General features: G+C 39.8%; 18 protein-coding genes and 1 rRNA gene. 4 read left to right on the top strand and 15 right to left on the bottom strand.

Going from position 1 to position 20702, the window contains the following annotated elements; genetic code table 11:
• The 3 genes from BLR86_RS17750 to BLR86_RS17740 all read right to left on the bottom strand — a co-directional run.
• Positions 1-77: ribosomal RNA gene (locus tag BLR86_RS17750) — 16S ribosomal RNA — on the bottom strand; the annotation flags it as partial.
• 497 nt (positions 78-574) lie between these two features.
• Positions 575-2635, bottom strand: a complete 2061-nt coding sequence (locus BLR86_RS17745) for a beta-galactosidase (RefSeq protein ID WP_090764373.1) — start codon at positions 2633-2635, stop codon at positions 575-577.
• Between the two features lie 71 nt (positions 2636-2706).
• Positions 2707-3699 (bottom strand): LacI family DNA-binding transcriptional regulator, encoded by a 993-nt coding sequence (locus BLR86_RS17740; protein ID WP_090764370.1) that lies wholly within the window; start codon positions 3697-3699, stop codon positions 2707-2709.
• Positions 3700-3995: 296 nt separating this feature from the next.
• On the opposite strand from BLR86_RS17740, the gene BLR86_RS17735 reads away from it, so the two are divergent.
• The 3 genes from BLR86_RS17735 to BLR86_RS17725 are packed head-to-tail and all read left to right on the top strand — an operon-like array spanning position 3996 to position 7725.
• On the top strand, positions 3996-5174 hold the full coding sequence (locus BLR86_RS17735) for a galactokinase (protein ID WP_090764367.1): 1179 nt from the start codon (positions 3996-3998) through the stop codon (positions 5172-5174).
• A gap of 23 nt (positions 5175-5197) precedes the next feature.
• Positions 5198-6676 (top strand): UDP-glucose--hexose-1-phosphate uridylyltransferase, encoded by a 1479-nt coding sequence (gene galT / locus BLR86_RS17730; RefSeq protein WP_090764364.1) that lies wholly within the window; start codon positions 5198-5200, stop codon positions 6674-6676.
• 11 nt (positions 6677-6687) lie between these two features.
• The gene (locus tag BLR86_RS17725; RefSeq protein ID WP_090764361.1) at positions 6688-7725 is read left to right on the top strand and encodes an aldose epimerase family protein; all 1038 of its coding nucleotides are present in this window, start codon (positions 6688-6690) and stop codon (positions 7723-7725) included.
• A 309-nt stretch (positions 7726-8034) separates the two neighbouring features.
• On the opposite strand, the gene BLR86_RS17720 is transcribed toward BLR86_RS17725, so the two are convergent.
• The 11 genes from BLR86_RS17720 to BLR86_RS17685 all read right to left on the bottom strand — a co-directional run bounded on the left by BLR86_RS17720 (position 8035) and on the right by BLR86_RS17685 (position 18315).
• Positions 8035-9213 carry an ROK family transcriptional regulator gene (locus BLR86_RS17720; protein ID WP_090764357.1) on the bottom strand — a complete coding sequence of 393 codons (1179 nt, stop codon included), beginning with the start codon at positions 9211-9213 and terminating at the stop codon, positions 8035-8037.
• 72 nt (positions 9214-9285) lie between these two features.
• Positions 9286-9465, bottom strand: a complete 180-nt coding sequence (locus BLR86_RS26465; RefSeq protein ID WP_139185642.1) for a hypothetical protein — start codon at positions 9463-9465, stop codon at positions 9286-9288.
• 99 nt (positions 9466-9564) lie between these two features.
• Positions 9565-9717, bottom strand: a complete 153-nt coding sequence (locus BLR86_RS26180; RefSeq protein WP_175492941.1) for a hypothetical protein — start codon at positions 9715-9717, stop codon at positions 9565-9567.
• 211 nt (positions 9718-9928) lie between these two features.
• Positions 9929-10078 carry a hypothetical protein gene (locus tag BLR86_RS26460; protein ID WP_217642396.1) on the bottom strand — a complete coding sequence of 50 codons (150 nt, stop codon included), beginning with the start codon at positions 10076-10078 and terminating at the stop codon, positions 9929-9931.
• A gap of 1 nt (position 10079) precedes the next feature.
• Positions 10080-13301 carry a DEAD/DEAH box helicase gene (locus tag BLR86_RS17715; protein ID WP_090764354.1) on the bottom strand — a complete coding sequence of 1074 codons (3222 nt, stop codon included), beginning with the start codon at positions 13299-13301 and terminating at the stop codon, positions 10080-10082.
• 135 nt (positions 13302-13436) lie between these two features.
• Entirely contained in the window at positions 13437-14129 is a 693-nt protein-coding gene (locus tag BLR86_RS17710; RefSeq protein WP_090764351.1) for a hypothetical protein, read from the bottom strand.
• On the bottom strand, positions 14130-14867 hold the full coding sequence (locus BLR86_RS17705; RefSeq protein WP_090764348.1) for a hypothetical protein: 738 nt from the start codon (positions 14865-14867) through the stop codon (positions 14130-14132).
• Entirely contained in the window at positions 14848-15750 is a 903-nt protein-coding gene (locus BLR86_RS17700) for an ATP-binding cassette domain-containing protein (RefSeq protein ID WP_090764345.1), read from the bottom strand. The genes BLR86_RS17705 and BLR86_RS17700 overlap by 20 nt, the downstream gene beginning before the upstream one ends.
• Positions 15747-16127 carry a GntR family transcriptional regulator gene (locus BLR86_RS17695; protein WP_090764342.1) on the bottom strand — a complete coding sequence of 127 codons (381 nt, stop codon included), beginning with the start codon at positions 16125-16127 and terminating at the stop codon, positions 15747-15749. The genes BLR86_RS17700 and BLR86_RS17695 overlap by 4 nt, the downstream gene beginning before the upstream one ends.
• 264 nt (positions 16128-16391) lie before the next feature.
• Complete coding sequence (locus tag BLR86_RS17690; RefSeq protein ID WP_175492940.1) at positions 16392-17015, bottom strand: histidine phosphatase family protein; 624 nt, start codon at positions 17013-17015, stop codon at positions 16392-16394.
• Between the two features lie 133 nt (positions 17016-17148).
• Positions 17149-18315, bottom strand: coding sequence for a TraB/GumN family protein (locus BLR86_RS17685; protein WP_090764336.1), 1167 nt, complete (start codon positions 18313-18315; stop codon positions 17149-17151).
• A 146-nt stretch (positions 18316-18461) separates the two neighbouring features.
• On the opposite strand from BLR86_RS17685, the gene BLR86_RS17680 reads away from it, so the two are divergent.
• Complete coding sequence (locus tag BLR86_RS17680; RefSeq protein ID WP_254782365.1) at positions 18462-19373, top strand: AraC family transcriptional regulator; 912 nt, start codon at positions 18462-18464, stop codon at positions 19371-19373.
• A 1-nt stretch (position 19374) separates the two neighbouring features.
• Here the strand turns inward: BLR86_RS17680 and BLR86_RS17675 are convergent, their stop codons facing one another.
• A complete protein-coding gene (locus BLR86_RS17675; RefSeq protein ID WP_090764333.1) occupies positions 19375-20607 on the bottom strand; it encodes an MFS transporter in 1233 nt (410 codons plus the stop codon).
• Positions 20608-20702 lie beyond the last annotated feature (95 nt).

Below are 20702 nucleotides of genomic sequence, written 5' to 3'. Positions count from 1 at the left end.
CTCAAGATTCGCTCGACTTGCATGTATTAGGCACGCCGCCAGCGTTCGTCCTGAGCCAGGATCAAACTCTCCAAGAAAGTTGATATAGCTCATTTTGTTACGTTGGCTTAGCTTTTATAAAAAGCTAAAAAATTGTTTGTTGACGTTCTTGTTTGTTTAGTTTTCAAAGAACAAGACTACTACTTTTTTTGTGCTTCCTAGCAATCGCTCAAAAGCGACTTCATTAGAATAACACTTTGTTCAAATCGTGTCAATTACTTTTTTAAAATAACTTTTTTCGTAATTGGCAACAAAAATTAGTTTACTTTAAATAATATACAATGTCAACATATATTCTTTCACCAGAACAACATTTGCTATTTCGGTGCGCCCATCAGGGAATTTCTATATTACTATACTAAGTAAAACAAATCAACAACATTTTTGATATTCCAGGGATTACCCATTTTCCTTCTTCCCCCACATATCAAATTGTATAAATGTAAAAAAGCAATAGTTATAGTCGTATATCAACTTTAACTATTGCTTCTATAATAGTTCCAAACAAAGGAGCTTCATTATCACCCAAATTTGGTTATTTCTTATTCTCAAGGATTCTTACTTCATATCTTTCCAAAATAAGTTCTCCGCTAACATCTTCTCCAGTAACTACATCTTTTACTAATGACTCAATAGTAATAGGCTGCTTTTTCTCAGTAAAGTTCATAACAAAGATATAATCACTTTCCGGTGCCCTTCTAACCTGAACAGATACACCCTTCTCATGTTTCACAGAAAAGGCCGGTTGGAGCTCTAAATCATTTATGATCTCTTGGTAAAAATCCCGATGGAATTGATCTTCTAAGCGACCGCCAATATAGTAGGCTTTTCCATTTTCATATGAATGACTCGTAACTGCCGGGGTATTTGCGTAGAAATCTTCTTTATAAGTCCCTTCTACTGTTGCACCGTTAAGCTTAATGATCGTTGCATAGTCTTTTAACTCATAGGATCGATTTTGATAGCTGACAGTATTTTTATCCTCTGGATAGTAAGTATCTGTTTCCACTGGGTTAATACCAAAAATCTCTTGCAGATTCTTGTGCCACCCACCCAAATAGGTTAAATCATGTTCATTCACGAGACCACTTATATATGTCGTAACTAACGTTCCACCGCCCGCAACAAACGACTTCAAGCGAGAAATCGTTTCTTCACTAACTAAGTAAAGCATCGGTATAACCAATAATTTATAGGCTGCGAAATCCTGTTCCTTCGTGATCACATCAACAGGAATATCCTTCTCCCAAAAGGCACGATAATGCTGCACCAACGTTTGTGGATACCGCTTTGTCTTTAATCCAAATCCTTGAGCATCATTAAGAGCCCAATTACTTTCCCAATCATAAAGAATGGCAACATCGGCAGGACGATTCGTACCAACAACACCGGATAACTTTTCTAACGTTTTTCCAACTTCAGCAACATCTTGGAATACCCGATTGTCCGAACTATTGTCGTGATCCACCACAGCACCATGGAATTTTTCTGAGGATCCACGGGATTTCCGCCACTGGAAGTAAAGAATGCTATCTGATCCATGGGCTACCATTTGTATAGAAGATAATAGGTGCATACCAGGTCGTTTTGCTTTATTGACCGGATGCCAGTTAACCATGCTAGGAGTGGATTCCATTAATAAAAATGGTTGCTGTTTGAGGCAGCGATACAAATCATCAATAAAGCCAACTCTCATCGCTAAATCTGCTGTACTTTCTACATCATTATGCCAAGCAGGGTATGCGTCCCAGCTGATGACATCCAAGTGCTTCGCAAATTTGCTATAATCGAGCGCTTGGAATGGAATTAGCTCATGTGTGTCTGCCATAAAATTCGTCGTAATTGGAACATCTGGTGTCAATTCTTTAATCGGAACAATTTCATTTTCAAAAAAGTCAATGGTTTGATCGGTAACAAACCGACGCCAATCTAGGTTTAAGCCGTGAACCATACTTTCTCCTATTGAAGAAGGAGATTCAATTTGCGACCAATCCGTAAAAGTATGGCTCCAGAAAGGTCCCCACCATGCATCATTCAAGGTTTTTAAATCGTTATTGTATTTCTTTTTAAGATATTCTCTAAATGCACCTTGGCAACGATCACAATGACATTCGCCGCCATACTCATTTGAAATATGCCACATCAGCAAGGCAGGGTGACCGCCATACCTTTCGGCCAATAAACGATTAATCTTCTGTGTTTTTTCGCGATAGACCGGAGAGGTAAAACAGTGATTATGCCTGCCGCCGTGCAGCTGCTTCACCCTCGCGTCATTCACACGCAACACTTCAGGATATTTTTGCGACATCCAGGCAGGACGCGCTCCACTTGGTGTCGCTAAAATCACTCTGCCATCGATACTGTAGATGTCATCAATCACTTTATCCAGCCACTCAAAGTTGTAAACGCCTTCTTTCGGTTCAAGTGCCGCCCAAGCAAAAATTCCAACCGAAAATGTATTTGTATGGGAAAGCTGCATTAATTTTATATCATCAGCTAAAATATCCGGGCGGTCCAACCATTGATCGGGATTATAGTCACCGCCATGAAGCATGAAGTTCGCTTTCGTTGTATATGTTTTTTCATGTGTAGACATAGTAATCTCATTCTCCCCACAAAATCCCCACGATTTTTTATTCAAAAAGGTGAATACTTTTCGAAACCATCTTAATTCGTACTCTTACGAATGACCAGTTCAGATCCGATATATATGGTTTTTACCAGTTTCCGTTTTTCCAAGACCCTTTCAAGCAGTAACATAATGGCGTTTTTACATATTTCACGCATATCAATATGGAATGTAGTTAATGGCGGCGATACATATTTCGCCACACTTATATTGTTAATGCTGATGATGCTGACCCGATTAGGGGTCGCAATGCCATGTTCATTCAACGCTTGAAGACAGCCAACAGCAATGGGGTCTGCTGCAATGAAGAAGGCGGAGGGTAACTGATCGCCCAGCGTTTGAATAGCCGTTTTCATTAACAAATAGCCTGTATCAACTGAAAAGCTTCTGTGGTGAAAAACGTATTCTTCTTTTAATAACCCTTTTTGCTCCATATACCTGCGAAACACTCGTTCTCGCAAATCCAATTCATCCTTGTCCGTGTTTGGATTATGATAGGTACCCCCAATAAAACCAATTTCGCTATGACCTCTACTTATTAAGAAATCAACAGTACTTCTAGTAATTTGCGGCAAGTCTGGTCGGACAGAATCATAATGGGTAGGGTCAGGTGATGTATCGAGGAAAACCCCATTGGGTGTAATGCTTCTCAAATAGGCAAGCTCTTTGTCTGAAAACATACCTACAGCAATGAATCCATCTAGAGTGTCTGGAATTTGCTGAATTCCATCCGATATTTTATAGGTAACTAATTCAACATTGTACAATTTCGCCGTTTTTTCTAATTCAATTCTCATTGTTTTAAAATAAACATCTTCTAATTCTTCTTTATCAGTTAACCAATATAGAAAAGCGATATTCTTCACTAACAGTCTGACTGTTTTCTTTCGGTAATTGAGTTCCTCCGCCACTGCATAAATTTTCTCCCGCGTTTCATCTGGCACCGAAAGACTTGAGTCATTATTTAGAACTCTAGAAACTGTCGAAATAGAATAACCTGCTTTTTCCGCTATATCTTTAATCGTAGCCATGATAGTATCTCCCTCAACTTATAGCCTAAATAGATATTAATTTTTATTTAGTAAAACATTTTACTAAATTTTACTTCATTTTTATCTGAACTTCAAGTGCCTATACCCGTTTAGAAAAACTTCTAATTAAGAGCGACAGAACCCCTAAAAAGGACAGCAATAAAACTTTTTTACCTAAAAAGATTTCAAATTTTATATTGCTTACTCAGAAGATTCACAGTAAACTTAAAGTAACTTAATTAATTTAATTAATTAAGTTGTACTAACCATCTACCCTAACCGAATTAGGAGGCACTATGAATACTACACTCAATTTAACGAGCGAATTTCAATCCATTTTTGATACGCCGATAAAACCTAGAACCTTTTTTGCCCCTGGCAGAATAAATTTAATTGGCGAACATACGGATTACAACGGCGGCCATGTTTTCCCTGCCGCTATCTCCTATGGAACCTATGCTCTAGTAAGAAAACGGGATGATCAAACCCTCCGTTTCTACAGCATGAATTTCCCCGAAATCGGGATCATTGAATGCAATCTGGCAGATTTAACATATAAAGAAGCTGATCATTGGGCAAATTACCCCAAGGGAATGCTCCTCTATATAAAAGAAGCTGGGTATACAATTAAACAAGGTGCAGATATTTTGTACTATGGAAATATCCCAAATGGTGCTGGTCTCTCTTCTTCCGCATCGATAGAACTGGCAACAGGAGTTTTATTGGATCGGCTTTTCGACCTTAACCTAGATCGGGTCCCGATGATTCAACTTGGACAAAAGGTCGAGAATGAGTACATTGGTGTAAACAGTGGGATTATGGACCAATTTGCAATTGGAATGGGGAAAAAGGATCATGCCCTTCTACTAAACTGTCAAACCTTAGAATACACATACGCCCCAATCGTATTGAACGATCATGCGATTATCATTATCAATACGAATAAGCAGCGTACCTTAGCTGGTTCTAAGTACAATGAGCGTCGATCCCAATGTGAACAAGCGCTTGGCGAGTTACAACAGAAACTCCCGATCACTAGTTTAGGTGAATTAACACCCGCTGCATTTGAAGAAAATAAGCACTTAATTAGCGATGAAATCAATCAAAAACGTGCGAAGCATGCCGTTTACGAAAATGCCAGGACCCTAGAGGCGTTAGAAAAACTTCAGTCTGGTGACCTCAACTGGTTTGGCAAACTTATGAATGAATCACACCTATCCCTAAAGGATGATTATGAAGTTACCGGACTTGAGCTTGATACCCTTGTGCTGGCGGCTTGGGAACAGGCAGGCGTAATCGGCGCACGGATGACCGGTGCCGGATTTGGCGGCTGTGCCATCGCAATTGTCGAGAAGGACAAAGTAGATCATTTTAAGAAAAGCCTAAACGATATCTACCGCGAAAAAGTTGGCTATGAAGCAACTTTCTACACCGCAGCGATTGGTGATGGAGCAAAAGAAATTACCGGGGACTAATGATAAGGGAAGGTGGAGTAGAAATGATTTACCAACTGATAACTGGTCTTATTCAAAAAGCGATGGAAGTTGACTTAATTGAAGATGCAGATCAGATTTATGTTCGGAATCAGGTAATGAGCCTGCTTGGTCTTGAAGCTTTTCCAGATGATAAAGTGAAGCCCAGCGAAGATACGATTCCAAACCTCGTGGAAAAAATAATTCTCTATGCTGTGGAGCACGAGGTGATCGAGGATGTATTCGATGACAAGGAAATTTTAGCAGCCACTATCATGAACTGTTTTGTTCCAAGACCCTCTGTTGTTAATGCTGTATTTAACCAAAAGTATCAGGAATCGCCAGCAGCAGCAACCGATTATTTTTATAACCTAAGTAAAAACAATAATTACATTCAAATAAATCGAATTGCTAAAAATATTTCTTACAAGGTAGAAACAGCCTACGGTTTGATGGATATTACCATTAATTTATCCAAGCCAGAAAAAGACCCAGAACAAATTAAGCGTGAACGTGAGATGAAACAAACGGGCCATTATCCTAAATGCTTGTTATGTAAAGAAAACGAAGGCTATGCAGGGCGAACGGGTTATCCTGCCCGTGCCAATCATCGGATTATCCATGTTCCACTTTCAGGGCAAAGCTGGTTTTTACAGTACTCCCCTTATGTCTATTATAATGAGCACTGCATTGTATTTTGTGAAGAACATCGTGACATGAAGATTGATAGAAGTGCGTTTGAGAGATTACTTGACTTTACGGATAAATTCCCGCACTACTTTATTGGGTCAAATGCTGATTTACCAATTGTTGGCGGTTCTATTTTAAGTCACGACCATTATCAGGGCGGGTGCTATGAATTCGGCATGACCCGTGCAGAGGACTCCTTTACCTTTGCCGTCAAGGAATTCCCTGAAATCAAGGCGTCCGTATTAAAATGGCCAATGTCCGTTATTCGCTTACAGGGCACTGATAAAGCTTCTATCCTCGCGGCAGGAGATAAAATTTTGCAAACCTGGAAGAGCTATTCTGACGAATTGGCCGATGTGTTCGCGTTTACTGGAGAAACACCACATAACACGGTTACACCTATTGCTAGAAAGCGAGATGGCCATTTTGAACTTGACCTTGTTCTTCGGAACAATCGGACAAATGCTGAACACCCGCTTGGCATTTTTCATCCGCACGCCGATGTACATCATATCAAAAAAGAAAACATCGGATTAATTGAGGTTATGGGGCTTGCTGTTCTGCCGCCAAGACTATTGGATGAACTTGCAGAAATTAAGAAGTTTCTATTGGATGAATCTACTCATGTAGAAGAATATCATCAAGAATGGGCAAATCAAATAAAAGCAGTGTATGGCACTCTTTCTGATTCAGAACAAGCAGAAGTAATTTTACGAGAAGAATTAGGAAAGAAATTTGTAAGAGTACTTGAGGATGCCGGGGTATTAAAAGACCGCGAAGCCTTTAATCGCTTTATCAATACATTAAATAAATAGGTGGAGGAACAATGAATATCGAAAGTAACCAGATACTAGGAAAATGGACGGAATACACATTATCAAATGATCTCGGCATGCGTGTCAGTGTGCTGGACTTTGGTGGAATTATTACAAAAATAATGGTTCCGGATCGAAACGGAAACATTGAAAATGTTGTCCTTGGATATCGAAATTACCAAGATTATCAAACGAATCCAAATTATTTTGGTGCCCTTATTGGCCGGGTTGCCGGCAGGATTCAAGGGGCTTCCTTTAATCTGAATGATAAGACATATACATTAGCAAAAAATAATGGAGATAACCATTTGCATGGCGGTCCAGATGGATTGCATCAAATTGTTTGGGATGTTAGCCCTTTTCAAACTGATGAAGAAGTTGGGTTAACCCTTACCCATAGGAGCGCTGATAGGGATAGTGGATATCCTGGAAACGTTGAGATAAAGGTAACGTATACCTTAACCAATCACAATCAACTCATCCTTGATTATGCAGCAAAAAGTGATCAGACCACCCCTCTTACCCTGACGAATCATGCTTATTTTAATTTAAGCGGGAATTTAAAAACTACTATTCATGATCACCACGTGACTATCGATAGCAGCAGGTTTGTTGAGCTAGACCCAAACCTTATTCCCACTGGAAAACTGCTTGATGTTGAAGGCACAACCTTTGATTTCCGCGGAGGACGTGTGCTTGGCAATGGGTTTAACAATAACTTCGAGCAAAATAAAATTGCTGACAGCGGGTATGATCATTACTTTATTTTTGATCATGCGGAGGCATATCAGGCAACCCTTCAAGATCCTGTCAGTGGCCGGGTAATGCTGGTAACGACAAATGAACCTGGAGTGGTGATGTATACGTCCAATGGTTTGGCAGACGGGCTGCCATTAGCAGAAGGCACTTCTCGAAAATACCTTGGTGTCTGTTTCGAAACACAGGCATCTCCAGCCTCCTTGCATCATGATGGATTTCCAACGGTGATCCTAAACGCAGGAGAACCTTATCAGAAACAAACCGTGTTTACGTTTCGTTTGGAAAACTAAAAAATAGGCTGGTCCCAATGGGGTCAGCCTATTTCTTTTATTGGATTAGTCCTGTTATTTTTCATTGTTGATTTTCGTGTAGGTATGAGAATTCATAGGCGGAGAATTTCCGGCTATTGAAGATAAAGGAAGCTTACGAAGCAATATAAGCGGAGATATTCCGATTAACTGCTCTAAATAAGCAAAAATCCAAAGATTTGGATCATATAACCGGAAAAACTCCCCTTATTTTTAAGGAAATATGGGGATTTCCCAATTTAGCCGGAATTTCTCCGTTTATTTTTCAATCGCATTGAAATCAACATTCTGTTATAACAGAGCCATTGGATTAAATAATTCTACCAACAGCAGGGACACGGCACCTAGCAAGGTTGCATCATCACCAAGCTGTGTGACTGAAACCTCGGTCTTTCTCGCCTCTGTAGTCAAGACTCTTTGCTGAATTGTTTCAAGGATTGCTGGCATGATAAATTCCTCACTCTTCATTACCCCGCCGCCTAAAACAATCTTTTGCGGATTCAGTAAGTGAATTAAGTTTGTTAATCCGATGCCAAAGATCGTACCGGTTTCATGGAGAACATCCCTAAAGGGTAGATTCCCCTTTTGTGCTGATTCAAATACCTCTTTTCCAGTCAGGCTAGTCGCTTTGCTGTCAGGGATTTGTTTCCCTGCTCTTTCAGCAATAGCAGCCCCACTCACGAAGGTTTGCAAACAGCCACGATTTCCACACTCACAAAGGGTACCGTTCATATCGATCGTCATATGACCAAATTCCCCTGCAATCCCCTGTGCCCCATGATATAATTTTCCGTTCATTACAACGCCAGCACCAACACCGCGGCCAATATTGACGGCAACCATACTTTCGGCTTCACCATGTCCGCCAAACCAGGATTCTCCCAGCGCCATCGCCCGGGCATCATTTTCAACCTTTATCGTTAGGTTAAATTCCTCTTCCAGCGCTTCTTTAATAGGAATATTTCTTAAGTTTAAAATAGGTGCAACCAGGGAGGTTCCGGTTTCAACGTCTACGACCCCATGCATCGCAATGCCGATGCCGATAATTTGGTCATGATTGATTTCCGTTAACTGTAATAGGGTATATATACTTTCCTTTAATGTCAAAATAAATTGGTTGTTCGTTATTGGTTTTTCTAAAATGACGGAGGCACGCTGCAAAATTTGACCGGATAGATCCGTTAGAACACTTTTGATTGTTTCAGGCCCCGCATCGATACCAATGACATAAAATGCACTGGTATTGATATGTAACATCGTTGGTTTTCGCCCACCGCTCGAATGCCCCAGCGAACTTTCTCGCACTAATCCCTGTTCGATCAGTTCCTTTACAATGCTGCTAACAGTCGGTGGGGTCAGACTTGTTTCTTTGGCAATTTGCGCGCGGGATATCGGTTCTGAGGTACGTATTTTATTTAAAATAATTGACTTATTAACGGATTTCATTAATTGAAAAGTACCACGCTGCATAAAAAATCCTCCATTTTACTGTCGGTCTTATATGGAATAGTATAACATAGTTAGTTAAATTAATTTATATAGTCAGCTATGTAAAATCTTACGGTCACTGTTATTGGCTGGAGTGATCGAAAGTGTAATTTTGTTTCGGACTCGGGCTTCGAACTGGTCTGCAGTGACCGTAACTACTATTTTGTTGCAGTCTTGGTCACTACAGCCCCTCTGCATTGACCCAAATGACTTTTCTGAATGCTCTTCGGTCACTCCAGCCCCTCCGCATTACCCAATTGCCTTTTCTGCATGCTCTTCGGTCACTCCAGCTCCCCTGCATTGACCCAAATGCCTTTTCTGAATGCTCTTCGGTCACTCCAGCTCCCCTGCATTGACCCAAATGCCCTTTCTGCATGCTCTTCGGTCACTCCAGCCCACCTGCATTGACCCAAATGACTTTTCTGCATGCTCTTCGGTCACTCCAACTCCCCTGCATTGACCCAAATGACTTTTCTGAATGCTCATCGTTCACTCCAGCCCACCTGCATTGACCCAAATGACTTTTCTGAATGCTCTTCGGTCACTCCAGCCCTTCTGCATTGACCCAAATGACTTTTCTGAATGCTCATCGGTCACTCCAGCCCACCTGCATTGACCCAAGTGCCTTTTCTGAATGCTCTTCGGTCACTCCCGCTTCCCTGCATTGACCCAAATGACTTTTCTGAATGCTCTTCGGTCACTCCAGCCCCTCTGCATTGACCCAATTGCCTTTTCTGAATGCTCTTCGGTCACTCCAGCCCCTCTGCATTGACCCAAATGACTTTTCTGAATGCTCTTCGGTCACTCCAGCAGGCCCATCGGCAGGTTCTAGTAATAAGATTCGCACCTTATATCATCAATATCTCCCGAATATCCTCTTCTGTTAACGAAGACTTCCCTTTATCTTTCGATTCAATAATTTCCTCTATTAAATCTCGCTTTTTCTCCTGCAGCTCATTCATTTTTTCTTCAATGGTACCACGAGCAACTAATTTAATTACTTGCACGATATTCTTTTGACCCATACGGTGCGCCCGATCCGCTGCTTGCTCTTCCACGGCCGGGTTCCACCATAGGTCATATAGGATAACTGTATCTGCACCAGTTAGATTGAGACCTGTTCCTCCTGCTTTTAATGATATTAGGAAAAAATCACGTTCACCTGCATTAAAGCGATTCGTGAGTTCTACACGTTCTTCTGATGGGGTTTGTCCATCAAGATAGAAGAAAGGCAGCCCTTCGAGCGCTAATTCTCTGCCGATAAGCTGAAGCATTTTTGTAAACTGTGAAAAAATCAATACTCGTCTCCCTGCATGTCTTGATTCCTCAATAATCCTTAGCAGCTGCTCAAACTTTGCTGAACTCCCCTTATACCCATCAACGAACAGGGCAGGATGACAGCAAATTTGCCGAAGCCTCGTCAAACCAGCAAGGATTTTGATTTTATTTTTACGAAGCGTGTCCTTGTCCAGATGTTTCAGCGTGTCATGACGAAGCTTTGCTAAAAAGGCACCATACAGCTTCTTCTGTTCTGGAAGTAACTCCACTGAATCAACTGACTCAATTTTTTCAGGAAGCTCTGAAAGAACATCCTCTTTCAATCTGCGAAGTAAAAATGGCCTGATCCGTCTTGCTATCGTCTTCCTTGTTAAGTGGCTATATTCTTTAAGCCCTTGGAACAGTTCCGGAAACACAACATGATAAATGGACCATAACTCCTCCAACGAATTTTCTACCGGTGTACCTGTTAAGGCAAAGCGATGATCCGCCTGGATTCTTTTTACTGCTCTGGCTGTTTGAGTCACAGGGTTTTTAAATGCCTGAGCTTCATCAAAAAACACAGTATGATAGGATTGTTTTACATACCACTCAATATCCTTGCGCAACAAAGGATAGGAGGTAATCACAACATCCGACTCAACACTTTCCTTCTGTTTAGCCTTCCGCTCAATGGTACTGCCATCGATAATGACAGCCCGTAGTACAGGAGCAAATTTCTTGATTTCACTAAGCCAGTTATACGTCAATGATGAGGGACAGACAATGAGAATGGGGAGCTTGCTTTTACGAACGCTCGGAAGCACAGAAAGTATAAAAGTAATACTTTGCAGGGTTTTCCCCAGTCCCATATCATCTGCAAGAATTCCTCCAAACCCATAGCTGGCAATTGTTTTCATCCATTTGTACCCATGAACTTGATAATCTCTTAAAATCGACGCTACTAATTCAGGTACCTCGAACTCCATACTGCTCGGATTACTGATTGTGTCCAAAAACTGTCGGAACGAATCCTCAAGGGTAAATGTTGTATGGTCCTCAACCGAATCCATCAGTTGAATTCCTTTTAGAATCGGAGCATTAAATCCTGCTTCCAAATCTTCTGCCTGAACGGGAACTGCCTGTAGAAAACGTTTAATTTCCTCAAATTCTCTTGTCTCCAATGAAAGCAAGGTCCCATTCCGCAACCGATAATATTTGCGTTTTACCTCGAGCGCAGCTAAAACGTCCTTGATCTGTTTTTCAGGGATCCCATCCATTTCAAATTTAAATTCCAGCCAATTGGTCCGTTCCTTTTTTACTTTAATCCGAATCTTAGGGATGGTATTTTCTCTAAAAATCCTATTTCTTACCGCGGTTGTTGCATATATTTGGACGAGCTTTTGCAGCTTTGGAACTGTATGATACAAAAATTCATACTCCAGCTCTTCGTTATGTAAAAAGTAACCACTGTCTGTATGGGCAAACGAGCTTTCCTCCATCAGTTGGAGAATTTGATTCTCTTTTTCCTCATCTCTTATTAAGTAGGGAGCATTCTGTCGTTCACGACTGTCTAATGGGTTTATTACGATATTTTCGTATTGAAATTCTAATCCAGCTAATAGTTTATTTTTCACACGATCCAAGTAAAGCTTGGCAATTAAAGGCGTTTTCCGATAACGTTCCCTTAAGTTTCGAGGCAGTTCCACCTCGCCAAGTTTTTTTAAACCTGGGACCACTTTTTCTAAAAAATAATCTATTTGGTCCGATGGTATCTCGATTTGATTTGTTTTGGAATCCGCTAACATATTTTTAAGCTCTGCCAAACGTTTGCAATTCGTTTCATCCATTCGAATAAATTTGCTCTTATATAGAACAAAATGGTAAGGCGCCAATACAATTAGATGGGTCAACCCTTTTACCCTTAGTTGAAATCCCCCGTTACCAGAGGTCGCAAAGACAAACTTTAGCGGCAATATTTCCTCTTTTAGGACAAGACCAGCAAAAGTTTCTCCTTCATTTTCAACCTTTACGACTGGTGCTTTTACCAACAAAGGGTGTAGCTGCTCCCAAGAAGATGGCGGTACCAGCAGTTGGTCTGACGTAAATGTATTAGCTATTGGATCTAGCATTGCACTAACATAAGCTTGTTCGTCATGCCCGACTTGGATAAGCTGTTGGATAACTGCGTTTGTTTCGTTTTGAAAACAATGTTGGGTAGGATTGAAGGTGAAGGTATCCGCAAGAATGCTCGAATGACCTTCGTTAACCCGAACTAGGAAATCTCGGATATTCTTTACCTTTACATAATCAATTTCCATCTCTATTCCGAGTAATACTGTCCCTTTCGCGATCTCTACAGGTTTACATAAAAACGTTGCTTCTAATACTTGTCTATTCTCAAAATGAAGCTGATGACCACTTGAACGTTTAGGTTGATCGGTAAAAATGGTGAGCAGTCCTTTTGTCAGTTCTTGTTTGGTTGTTGAATCGATGGCAACCTGATTCGCCACAATCGGTGTTGTTCCTTGCTGTTGATGGTCATTGAGTGCCAGTAATACAGCTGCAATATGCTGGCATTCCGTTTTGACGGATAAAAGTTTTGGACAGCTGCATTTTGTAAAAAGGGAGCCATCCTCTTCTTCAATTACCGTGACATAAAAATCTTCCGCTCCTCTAACTGTCGCTTCACAACGATTGCGACTATAAAAATCAAAAGCCACCTTCCCCGCCCTATAAAAAGAATCCCCTCGTTTAAAGGAGACCGTACCGCACATTTCTTTTATCTGTTTATGACTTAAAGCAATATTCAAATGACGCGCTCCTCTCCAAGGTTTTTCATTGGTGTATTAAATGGTGACAGGCACCGCTCGTGGACACTGTCCATTCCACACGGACAGTGTCTTTTTCTTAATGATCTGCCACCATTCTTCTTATCGCATTACTTTTTACTCTACATATTGTACATTAAGTTCGGATGGGGCGTTGATTTTTAGGTCTTTGGGAACTTTTAGGTAAAGGACGCTGTTTCCTTCGTAGATGCTATTTGAATCGCTGAAGCCACGTTTTCCTGTAAATTGGTTAATTGGGAATGCTTGTTGGAATTGGGTGAATTCTAGTGTTAATTTTTCTGGATTCTCTAACCTCATCGTGTTTTTCTCAATCTTCATTTGAAGGGGTTTTTCTAAATCAGAGATGTCCATGCCATTCACACTGGACCTCGATTTATAGTAGACCGCTTCAATTTCACCATTATTCACCGTTTTCCTTTCTACAATGATCGACGTTTCGATATATTCTTCATTTGCAGCAGTTATAGCGAGTTGTTGATCTTGATAATCCAGATTCCATGTTTTTTTGATATAGTTACTGTCCACTTTATCAATATTCCCCGCAAGTGCTGCGTCGTATAACTCGATACCCGCATGATCTAGATCCTTTACATCAATAGCTTTGTAGATTTTTTCATCCGTCGGCAGCAAGGGACTCAAGCCAGCACAAATGACTAGGATGGCTAAATAGCCACCAAAAACCCAGCGAATTTGCTTACCAAAGAAGGTATTCTTCCTACCGCTACTCTTCGACTGTCTTACTATAGCAATTATAATGATTAAGATGATTATTAGAGGTAAAATAGCCATCTACCTCACCTCCAATCGATTGGACAGCAGTGTTGAACTAGAAAAAAGCAAAATTACTAAAATAACGATTTTAATAAAAAATAAAGCGAAGGATGACTCCATAAAAATAAATTTAATCATATCTTGGAAAAATCCCCCGTCCATACTTCCCGCTCCAAGGACAATCATTCCAATTAAAACACCCGGTACCAAGACAACAAATACCTTATTTAGCTGGACCAGGGTTCCAATAAAATAACCGATTGCAGTACCAAGTAAAACATAGAGAATGGTGGCACCAAAACCAATGATCATTTCTGATGCAGCGATGGGACTTGATAGATATTCCGTTCGCCCCAATACATACATCAATACTTTCATTACGTAAGTGGACATGATGGCCGTTATTCCCCCCACGATACTAGCAGTCGCCAAAAACAATATATTGGAAAAATTACTGCTCATTCTATTCGTTACAAATACAAAGTCATCATTCCTGTATGCTTGGGTCGTGATAAGAATTGCAGAAATAATCGCCCAAACAATCGTGAAAGCAATCACAATATCTGCAGAATAAAAATGGACATTCACACCAAGCGTATTACTTCCTCCGCCTGACATTCCAACACCGTTAAAGGAGAAGAGTATTCCTAACATCTGAATAAAGACTAGGGACATAAACACCTGAATATATGCCCGAAGCTTATATGCATATTGCCTTTTTACAATATCTAGCATACTAATCCTTAATAAAGACATCGTCGATTCCCCCCTTCGTTTTACTTGTTAAATACACACATACATCACTTGATGAAACCGGTGTAATGGTTACTCCTGCTGCTTGTGCCTCTAGTTTTTCATCCTTAGAAAAATCGTTTCTTACCACCACATACATGTGATCTAAACCAATGTTTTTTGAATGTATGACTTCTCTATCCCGTATCCATTCATTCACATTTGCAGTCAATCCTTCCATGCCAATCGCCCATGTTCTTAGTTCCGCTATTGGCATATGAAGATGCTCTTTTCCATTTTTTAGCAGCAAAATATCTTCCAATAAATCCTCTATTTCGTTTAAGTGATGACTGGAAAGGATAATCGTCCGGGGATAGGCGATGTACTCTTTAAGCAAGGCCCGATAAAAATCCTTTCTGACCGCTGCATCCATCCCGGTTGTTGGCTCATCAAACATGGTTAAGGCACATCGTGCAGATAAACCTACGATCATATTAAAGGCACTTTTCATTCCCTTCGAAAGATCGTTATATTGTTGGTCCTGGTGAAAGGAAAAGTAATCAAAAAGCCGGTTAGCAAGTTCGTGGTTCCAATTTTCATAAAAGGCAGCCGCTACATTTAATATTTCTTTTAATGATAAGGCTGTTGGAAAATTCATTTGGTCATTTATATAAATAACGTTGGAGGACACGAAAAGATTGTTAAACGGTTTTTCGGAAAAAACCTCCACTTCTCCTGATGTTTCTCTCATGAATCCAGCAATTATCTTTAACAGTGTCGTTTTACCGGCACCATTTCGTCCTATTAACCCAGTAATCTTATTTTCTTCAATTGTGAATGATAGATGATTTAGCGCTTTTGTTCTCCCATAAACTTTCGTCAATCCTTTGCAATCTATGACGTTCATTCCCCTGCCTCCCTTTTGTTTACATCACGAATCATTTGGATTAATTCCTCTATACTTACATCTAATCGTTTCGCTTCCATGACAATATCAATGACTAATCCCTTTAAGGTTTGACTTTTTCGTTTATTGATGATGATTTCTCTCGCATTACTTGCAACAAACATTCCGAGCCCTCGCTTTTTATAAAGAATGTTCTCTTCGACCAGCAGCGTTAACCCCTTTGCCGCCGTAGCTGGGTTAATCGTAAACATTTCCGCAAGCTGATATTGGGAGTAAATTTTTTGATCACTTTTAAAATTCTCATTCAGAATTTCTCTTTCCAGCCATTCAGAAATTTGCAAATAAATTGGTTTCGCTCCATCCATATTAAGAATCAACCCTTTTCCTCCTTTCTGACATAGTGCATTACTGTTGTAATGTACTATATCACTTTATTTAACAAATAACAATAGACTTTGGATAATTTTCCAATTTCTTTATAAAAAAAACCTGATTCCTATGCGATACATAGGGACCAGGCTTAAATAAGAGGCTTCCATTTTAAATCAACCCACACAAATTTACATAAGATTTGTACTTAAAAAGCACTATTAGATGCTTGTGACCTTTCCGACGATACTAGTACAGATGATTTTTCATGATTAGTCGACGATGGGTACAAATATCTTTTCGTACTGATAGTCACCATCTACTTCGTTTAGTTTTATGACAGAGGCATTCTCAACCGGTTTAAAATGTTTCAAATCCTCTATCGGCCAATTCATCAAAAAGGTTAACAGCATATGAATAAACGCAGCATGGGTGACAATGACGACATTGTCATAACGTTGCTGTCTCCTTACTCGTTCGACCACGGTATGCATGAACATCGTCGCGCGTAAATACACGTCGGCTAATGATTCCCCATTTTGAAAACGGAAGTAAAATTGTCCTGCCGCCTTGAACTCCTTCTTTTTCTCTGGAGGACGATCGGTAAAATCATAAAGGTTTCCTAGCTCCCATTCTCGTATAAGTGGATTTTCAAAAAACGGAACTGTTTCTGGGAGCTGTGAATGAATGGCTTTTGCTGTTTGAATCGTGCGTAAATAAGGTGAGCTGTACAAAACCGTCTTTAAGGTGATGATGGTTTTGAAAAATTCAGCCGTTACCTGTGCTTGTTTACGTCCTAGTTCTGTTAAACTATGCTGAGAATCATGCGTATGTGCCATCACTGTTTTATCCACATTATGCTCCGCTTCACCATGACGGATAAGATAAATATTCAACCATTCCCAACTCCTTATTCATATCAATTACCTCTATTCTACTTCAGCCCGCTGCACTACTAGCTACTAAACGTTCGACAACATTCTCCAACCGTAAAAAAATAGCACCTCCCGCTTTGGAAGGTACTACTCATTACAAGTTATTAAAAAACGTCCGGATTACATCTGCTCCGCCAATAAAGGTTCCAATAGATCCGCCTATGTTGGTAAGGATGATGACGAGCAGGACCCTTGTAAATTTATTCCGCCAAAAGCCCTTTAAAGAGAAAACGTCTTCTGATAATGTTTCAAAGTCTGCGACACTTGGACGTTTAATGTATGCTTGAACAATCCCTGATACCCAGCCTGCCGCCAATAATGGATGTAACGTAGTGATTGGCGCTGCGATAAATGCTGATAAAATAGCCAGTGGGTGCCCTAATGCTGCGGCTGCACCAATCGCAGCTGTGGTTCCGGTCCAAAGTATCCAACTAATCGCTTGATCCATACCAGCAGATGGATTGAGAAAAAAGGTAAAGGCAATAAGTGCAACAATAAGCGCAGGGATGGCCCAGCCGATAATTTGCGGTGTTTTCGATTTTGGTTTTGTTGTTGTTAGAGCTTGCAAATCCTGGTCTTTATGAATTTCTTTGGTAATTCCAGGGACGTGCGCTGCACCTAAAACTGCCACAACTTTTTTACCAGGTGCTTCTTTAATTTTTTGTGCTAAGTATTGATCGCGTTCATCAATTAAGGGTTTCTTTAATTTTGGAAATGCTTCGGAAATTTCAGCAAGTGACGCATTTAACGTATCTTGCGTTTTCATTTTCTCAAGTTCTTCCTCTGAAATGGTTTCTTTATTGAAAATACTATAGATAATTGACGTGAGCAGCTGCGCTTTTCCCCAAATACCAACATTACCCCAAATACGTGAAAAGGTAATTTGAATATTACGGTCGGCTAATACGAGCTCAGCACCTATTTCCTTTGCCGATTCAATTCCTTGAATCATTTCCTGGCCTGGCTTTGTATTAAACTGTTTTGCTAAACGATTTTGAAAGGAAGAAATAGCAAGATTCATGATAAGCAATGTCGCTTTCTTTTCTTTTATGACCTTAAAAATATCAGTTTCTCTCCACTTATTTCCTTCCATTATTGCTTTATACCGTTGTTCATCCAATTCGATACAAACCGAATCAGGCTGTTCACGATCAATGACTTCCTTTACCTGCTCTACACTTTGTTTGGAAACATGTGCAGTACCAACTAAGATAATTTCCTTGCCATCTAACTGAATTCTGGTTATATTTTCTTCCGTCATAATCTACTTCCTTCGTAAAAATATACTTATACAAATGTCTATATCCTTATAATGAAGGACAACCAGCAGAATTTCAACAGAAAGAATAGTGATGCACAAGTTCAAAAATAAATTATAATACTAGTAGATTATGTTATTTTTTCGAGGTGATAGGTATCCAACAGTTACATCTGCTCCAACAAGTGGTTGATTATATAGAAAAACATATTAAGGATGAAATCGATCCTGAAAAATTAGCGAAAATGTCCGGGTATTCCCCTTACCATTTTTATCGGGTTTTTCAGAAGCATACAGGATATACCTTGATGGACTATGTAGTAAAAAGAAAGCTCCAGTATGCATTGTACGAGTTAGTTAACGGAAAAAAAATAATTCAAATTGCGTTGGATTACGGATTTGAAACTCATGCCGGTTTTACAAAAGCTTTTAAAAGATGCTTTGGGAGTCCTCCTAGTTTATATAAGATTCATTGCCCCAAATCACTACCGCAAAAATTAGATTTGTTTCGTATTCATCAAAAGAACACTGGCGGAATCGTAATGCAGCCCATGATTGTTAGACGGAAGGCATTCACTGTTGCAGGAAAAACCTTTGAAATTAATATGAAAAATGTCGCTTATACAAGGGACGCACCCGCTTATTGGGAACAGGAAGGGTTAACTGATGGTTCAGTTGAAAGATTGCTTTATCAAACATTATCTCCAAGAAAACATGGGGAATATTGTATCAATCTAAGTTCTTCAAAAATGGAGGATAATTTTGTCTATCTATTTGCCGTAGAACTTGATGAAGGTACCCTGCTACCAGAAGGATTGACTCAGTTAGAAATTCCGACCGCCACCTATGCCGTTTTCAGAACTCCCTTGGTGCCAGTTGAAAATTTTGTTTCAGCGATTAAAGGGACTTGGGACTATATTTTGGAGGACTGGTTTCCACAATCCTCTTATGAAGTGGATGAAGAAAGCTTTGACTTCGAATACTATGATGAGCATTGCCACTACTGGGATTACAATAAAATCTATATGGAGATTCACATTCCCATAAAAGAAAGAGGATGAGTCACCCTCTAGCTTTTTTCATGATGTGGTTATATAAGAATAAAACGGGCATTAAAATAATCGCACTTACCAGAATCGCTATTTTTATCGTAAAGTTTGAAGCAATCACACCGATCACTGGACCGCCGCCAATTTGTCCAATTGCATCAACCTGACCTTTGACTGAAAAAAAGGTAGCACGTGTAGAAGAGTCCGGGATGATTTTATTCAGCCAAACCGTCTCCAATGGATACATAATACTTCTTGAAATTTGAATGATGATATAGAAAGCAAACAAACCAACAGCGAATGTGGTAAAAGCAAAACCAATTAATGAACCGATAATTAGAATGCTCCCTATAAAAAGGGCCACGTAAATATGGTTAAGGTGCTGGTGGATGGAACTATTATCAATAAAATGAAGTGCGGCAAACGTTAGAAGGACGACAATGAATTGAACCCCGCCCATCAGCAAAACTAACTGACTGTCTGATAGTTTCGCTAGACCTGATTGCTCAATAATGTGGGGAATCCACAATCGGTCAAAGCCTTCACTATAAAAGCCAAAAAACAACGCAATGAAAAATAGGATTCTCATTAGATAATTCACTTTAGAATAGTAAAGAATTTGACTCATATTTTCCTTGATATTCTTCCAAACCGATATTCTCTCCACCTTTTCAGCAGGTTTAAACTTCTCTTCTTTCATAAAGAAAACTAAAAGGATGGATAGCACTACCAACCCAATACCGCCTAAAACGATCGGCAGATTAAGTATAAAATATCCTGCCAACATACTTAAAGGAATGGCAAGGACGTTACCGAGATTACCTGCCTTGGCACCTTTGACAAATGCTGTGGAGGCGCGTTCTTCCCCAATCTCATCAGCAATCCAAGCTTGATGGGAACCACTTGTAAAAGTATATCCAATTCCCCAGATAATTTGAGATAGAACCACAGCCGTAAAAAACGGAAACATGCCCTCAATAATAAAACCAATTCCAATTAAGAAAAAGCCAATGACAACAGAAAGCTTTCTACTTTTAAGATCAGACAGGATTCCAGTCGGAATTTCAAAGATGAAAACTGTTGCCTCCAAAACAGTCCCCACTAAAATTAGCTGTAGTGGATTTAATTGAACCATCTCCACTTGATATAACAAATTTACGGTAAAAATAAAGGTGAAAAACAATTGAGATAAAAAACAGGTATAAATATAAACCTGATATGGATCCTTTTTCTTTAATAGATTCATCTTACTTCCCCCTCACCTTAATCATATAGCGAGGGAGCCATTATTTCTTTTCCTAATTTGCGATTCTTTGCGTGCGTTCTTGTCATTCAGTTATT

This window comes from Bacillus sp. OK048 (assembly GCF_900103525.1).
Lineage (GTDB): Bacteria > Bacillota > Bacilli > Bacillales > Cytobacillaceae > Neobacillus.
The sequence above is the reverse complement of the archived record's forward strand: the minus strand, read 5'-3'. Positions and strand labels throughout refer to the sequence as shown.

Bases quoted from the DNA above. Each gene is read 5' to 3' on its own strand.
- BLR86_RS17745 (WP_090764373.1), bottom strand. From the start codon at position 2,635: ATGTCTACACATGAAAAAACATATACAACGAAAGCGAACTTCATGCTT.
- BLR86_RS17740 (WP_090764370.1), bottom strand. From the start codon at position 3,699: ATGGCTACGATTAAAGATATAGCGGAAAAAGCAGGTTATTCTATTTCG.
- BLR86_RS17735 (WP_090764367.1), top strand. From the start codon at position 3,996: ATGAATACTACACTCAATTTAACGAGCGAATTTCAATCCATTTTTGAT.
- galT (WP_090764364.1), top strand. From the start codon at position 5,198: ATGATTTACCAACTGATAACTGGTCTTATTCAAAAAGCGATGGAAGTT.
- BLR86_RS17725 (WP_090764361.1), top strand. From the start codon at position 6,688: ATGAATATCGAAAGTAACCAGATACTAGGAAAATGGACGGAATACACA.
- BLR86_RS17720 (WP_090764357.1), bottom strand. From the start codon at position 9,213: ATGCAGCGTGGTACTTTTCAATTAATGAAATCCGTTAATAAGTCAATT.
- BLR86_RS26180 (WP_175492941.1), bottom strand. From the start codon at position 9,717: ATGAGCATTCAGAAAAGTCATTTGGGTCAATGCAGGGGAGTTGGAGTG.
- BLR86_RS17710 (WP_090764351.1), bottom strand. From the start codon at position 14,129: ATGGCTATTTTACCTCTAATAATCATCTTAATCATTATAATTGCTATA.
- BLR86_RS17705 (WP_090764348.1), bottom strand. From the start codon at position 14,867: ATGTCTTTATTAAGGATTAGTATGCTAGATATTGTAAAAAGGCAATAT.
- BLR86_RS17700 (WP_090764345.1), bottom strand. From the start codon at position 15,750: ATGAACGTCATAGATTGCAAAGGATTGACGAAAGTTTATGGGAGAACA.
- BLR86_RS17685 (WP_090764336.1), bottom strand. From the start codon at position 18,315: ATGACGGAAGAAAATATAACCAGAATTCAGTTAGATGGCAAGGAAATT.
- BLR86_RS17675 (WP_090764333.1), bottom strand. From the start codon at position 20,607: ATGAATCTATTAAAGAAAAAGGATCCATATCAGGTTTATATTTATACC.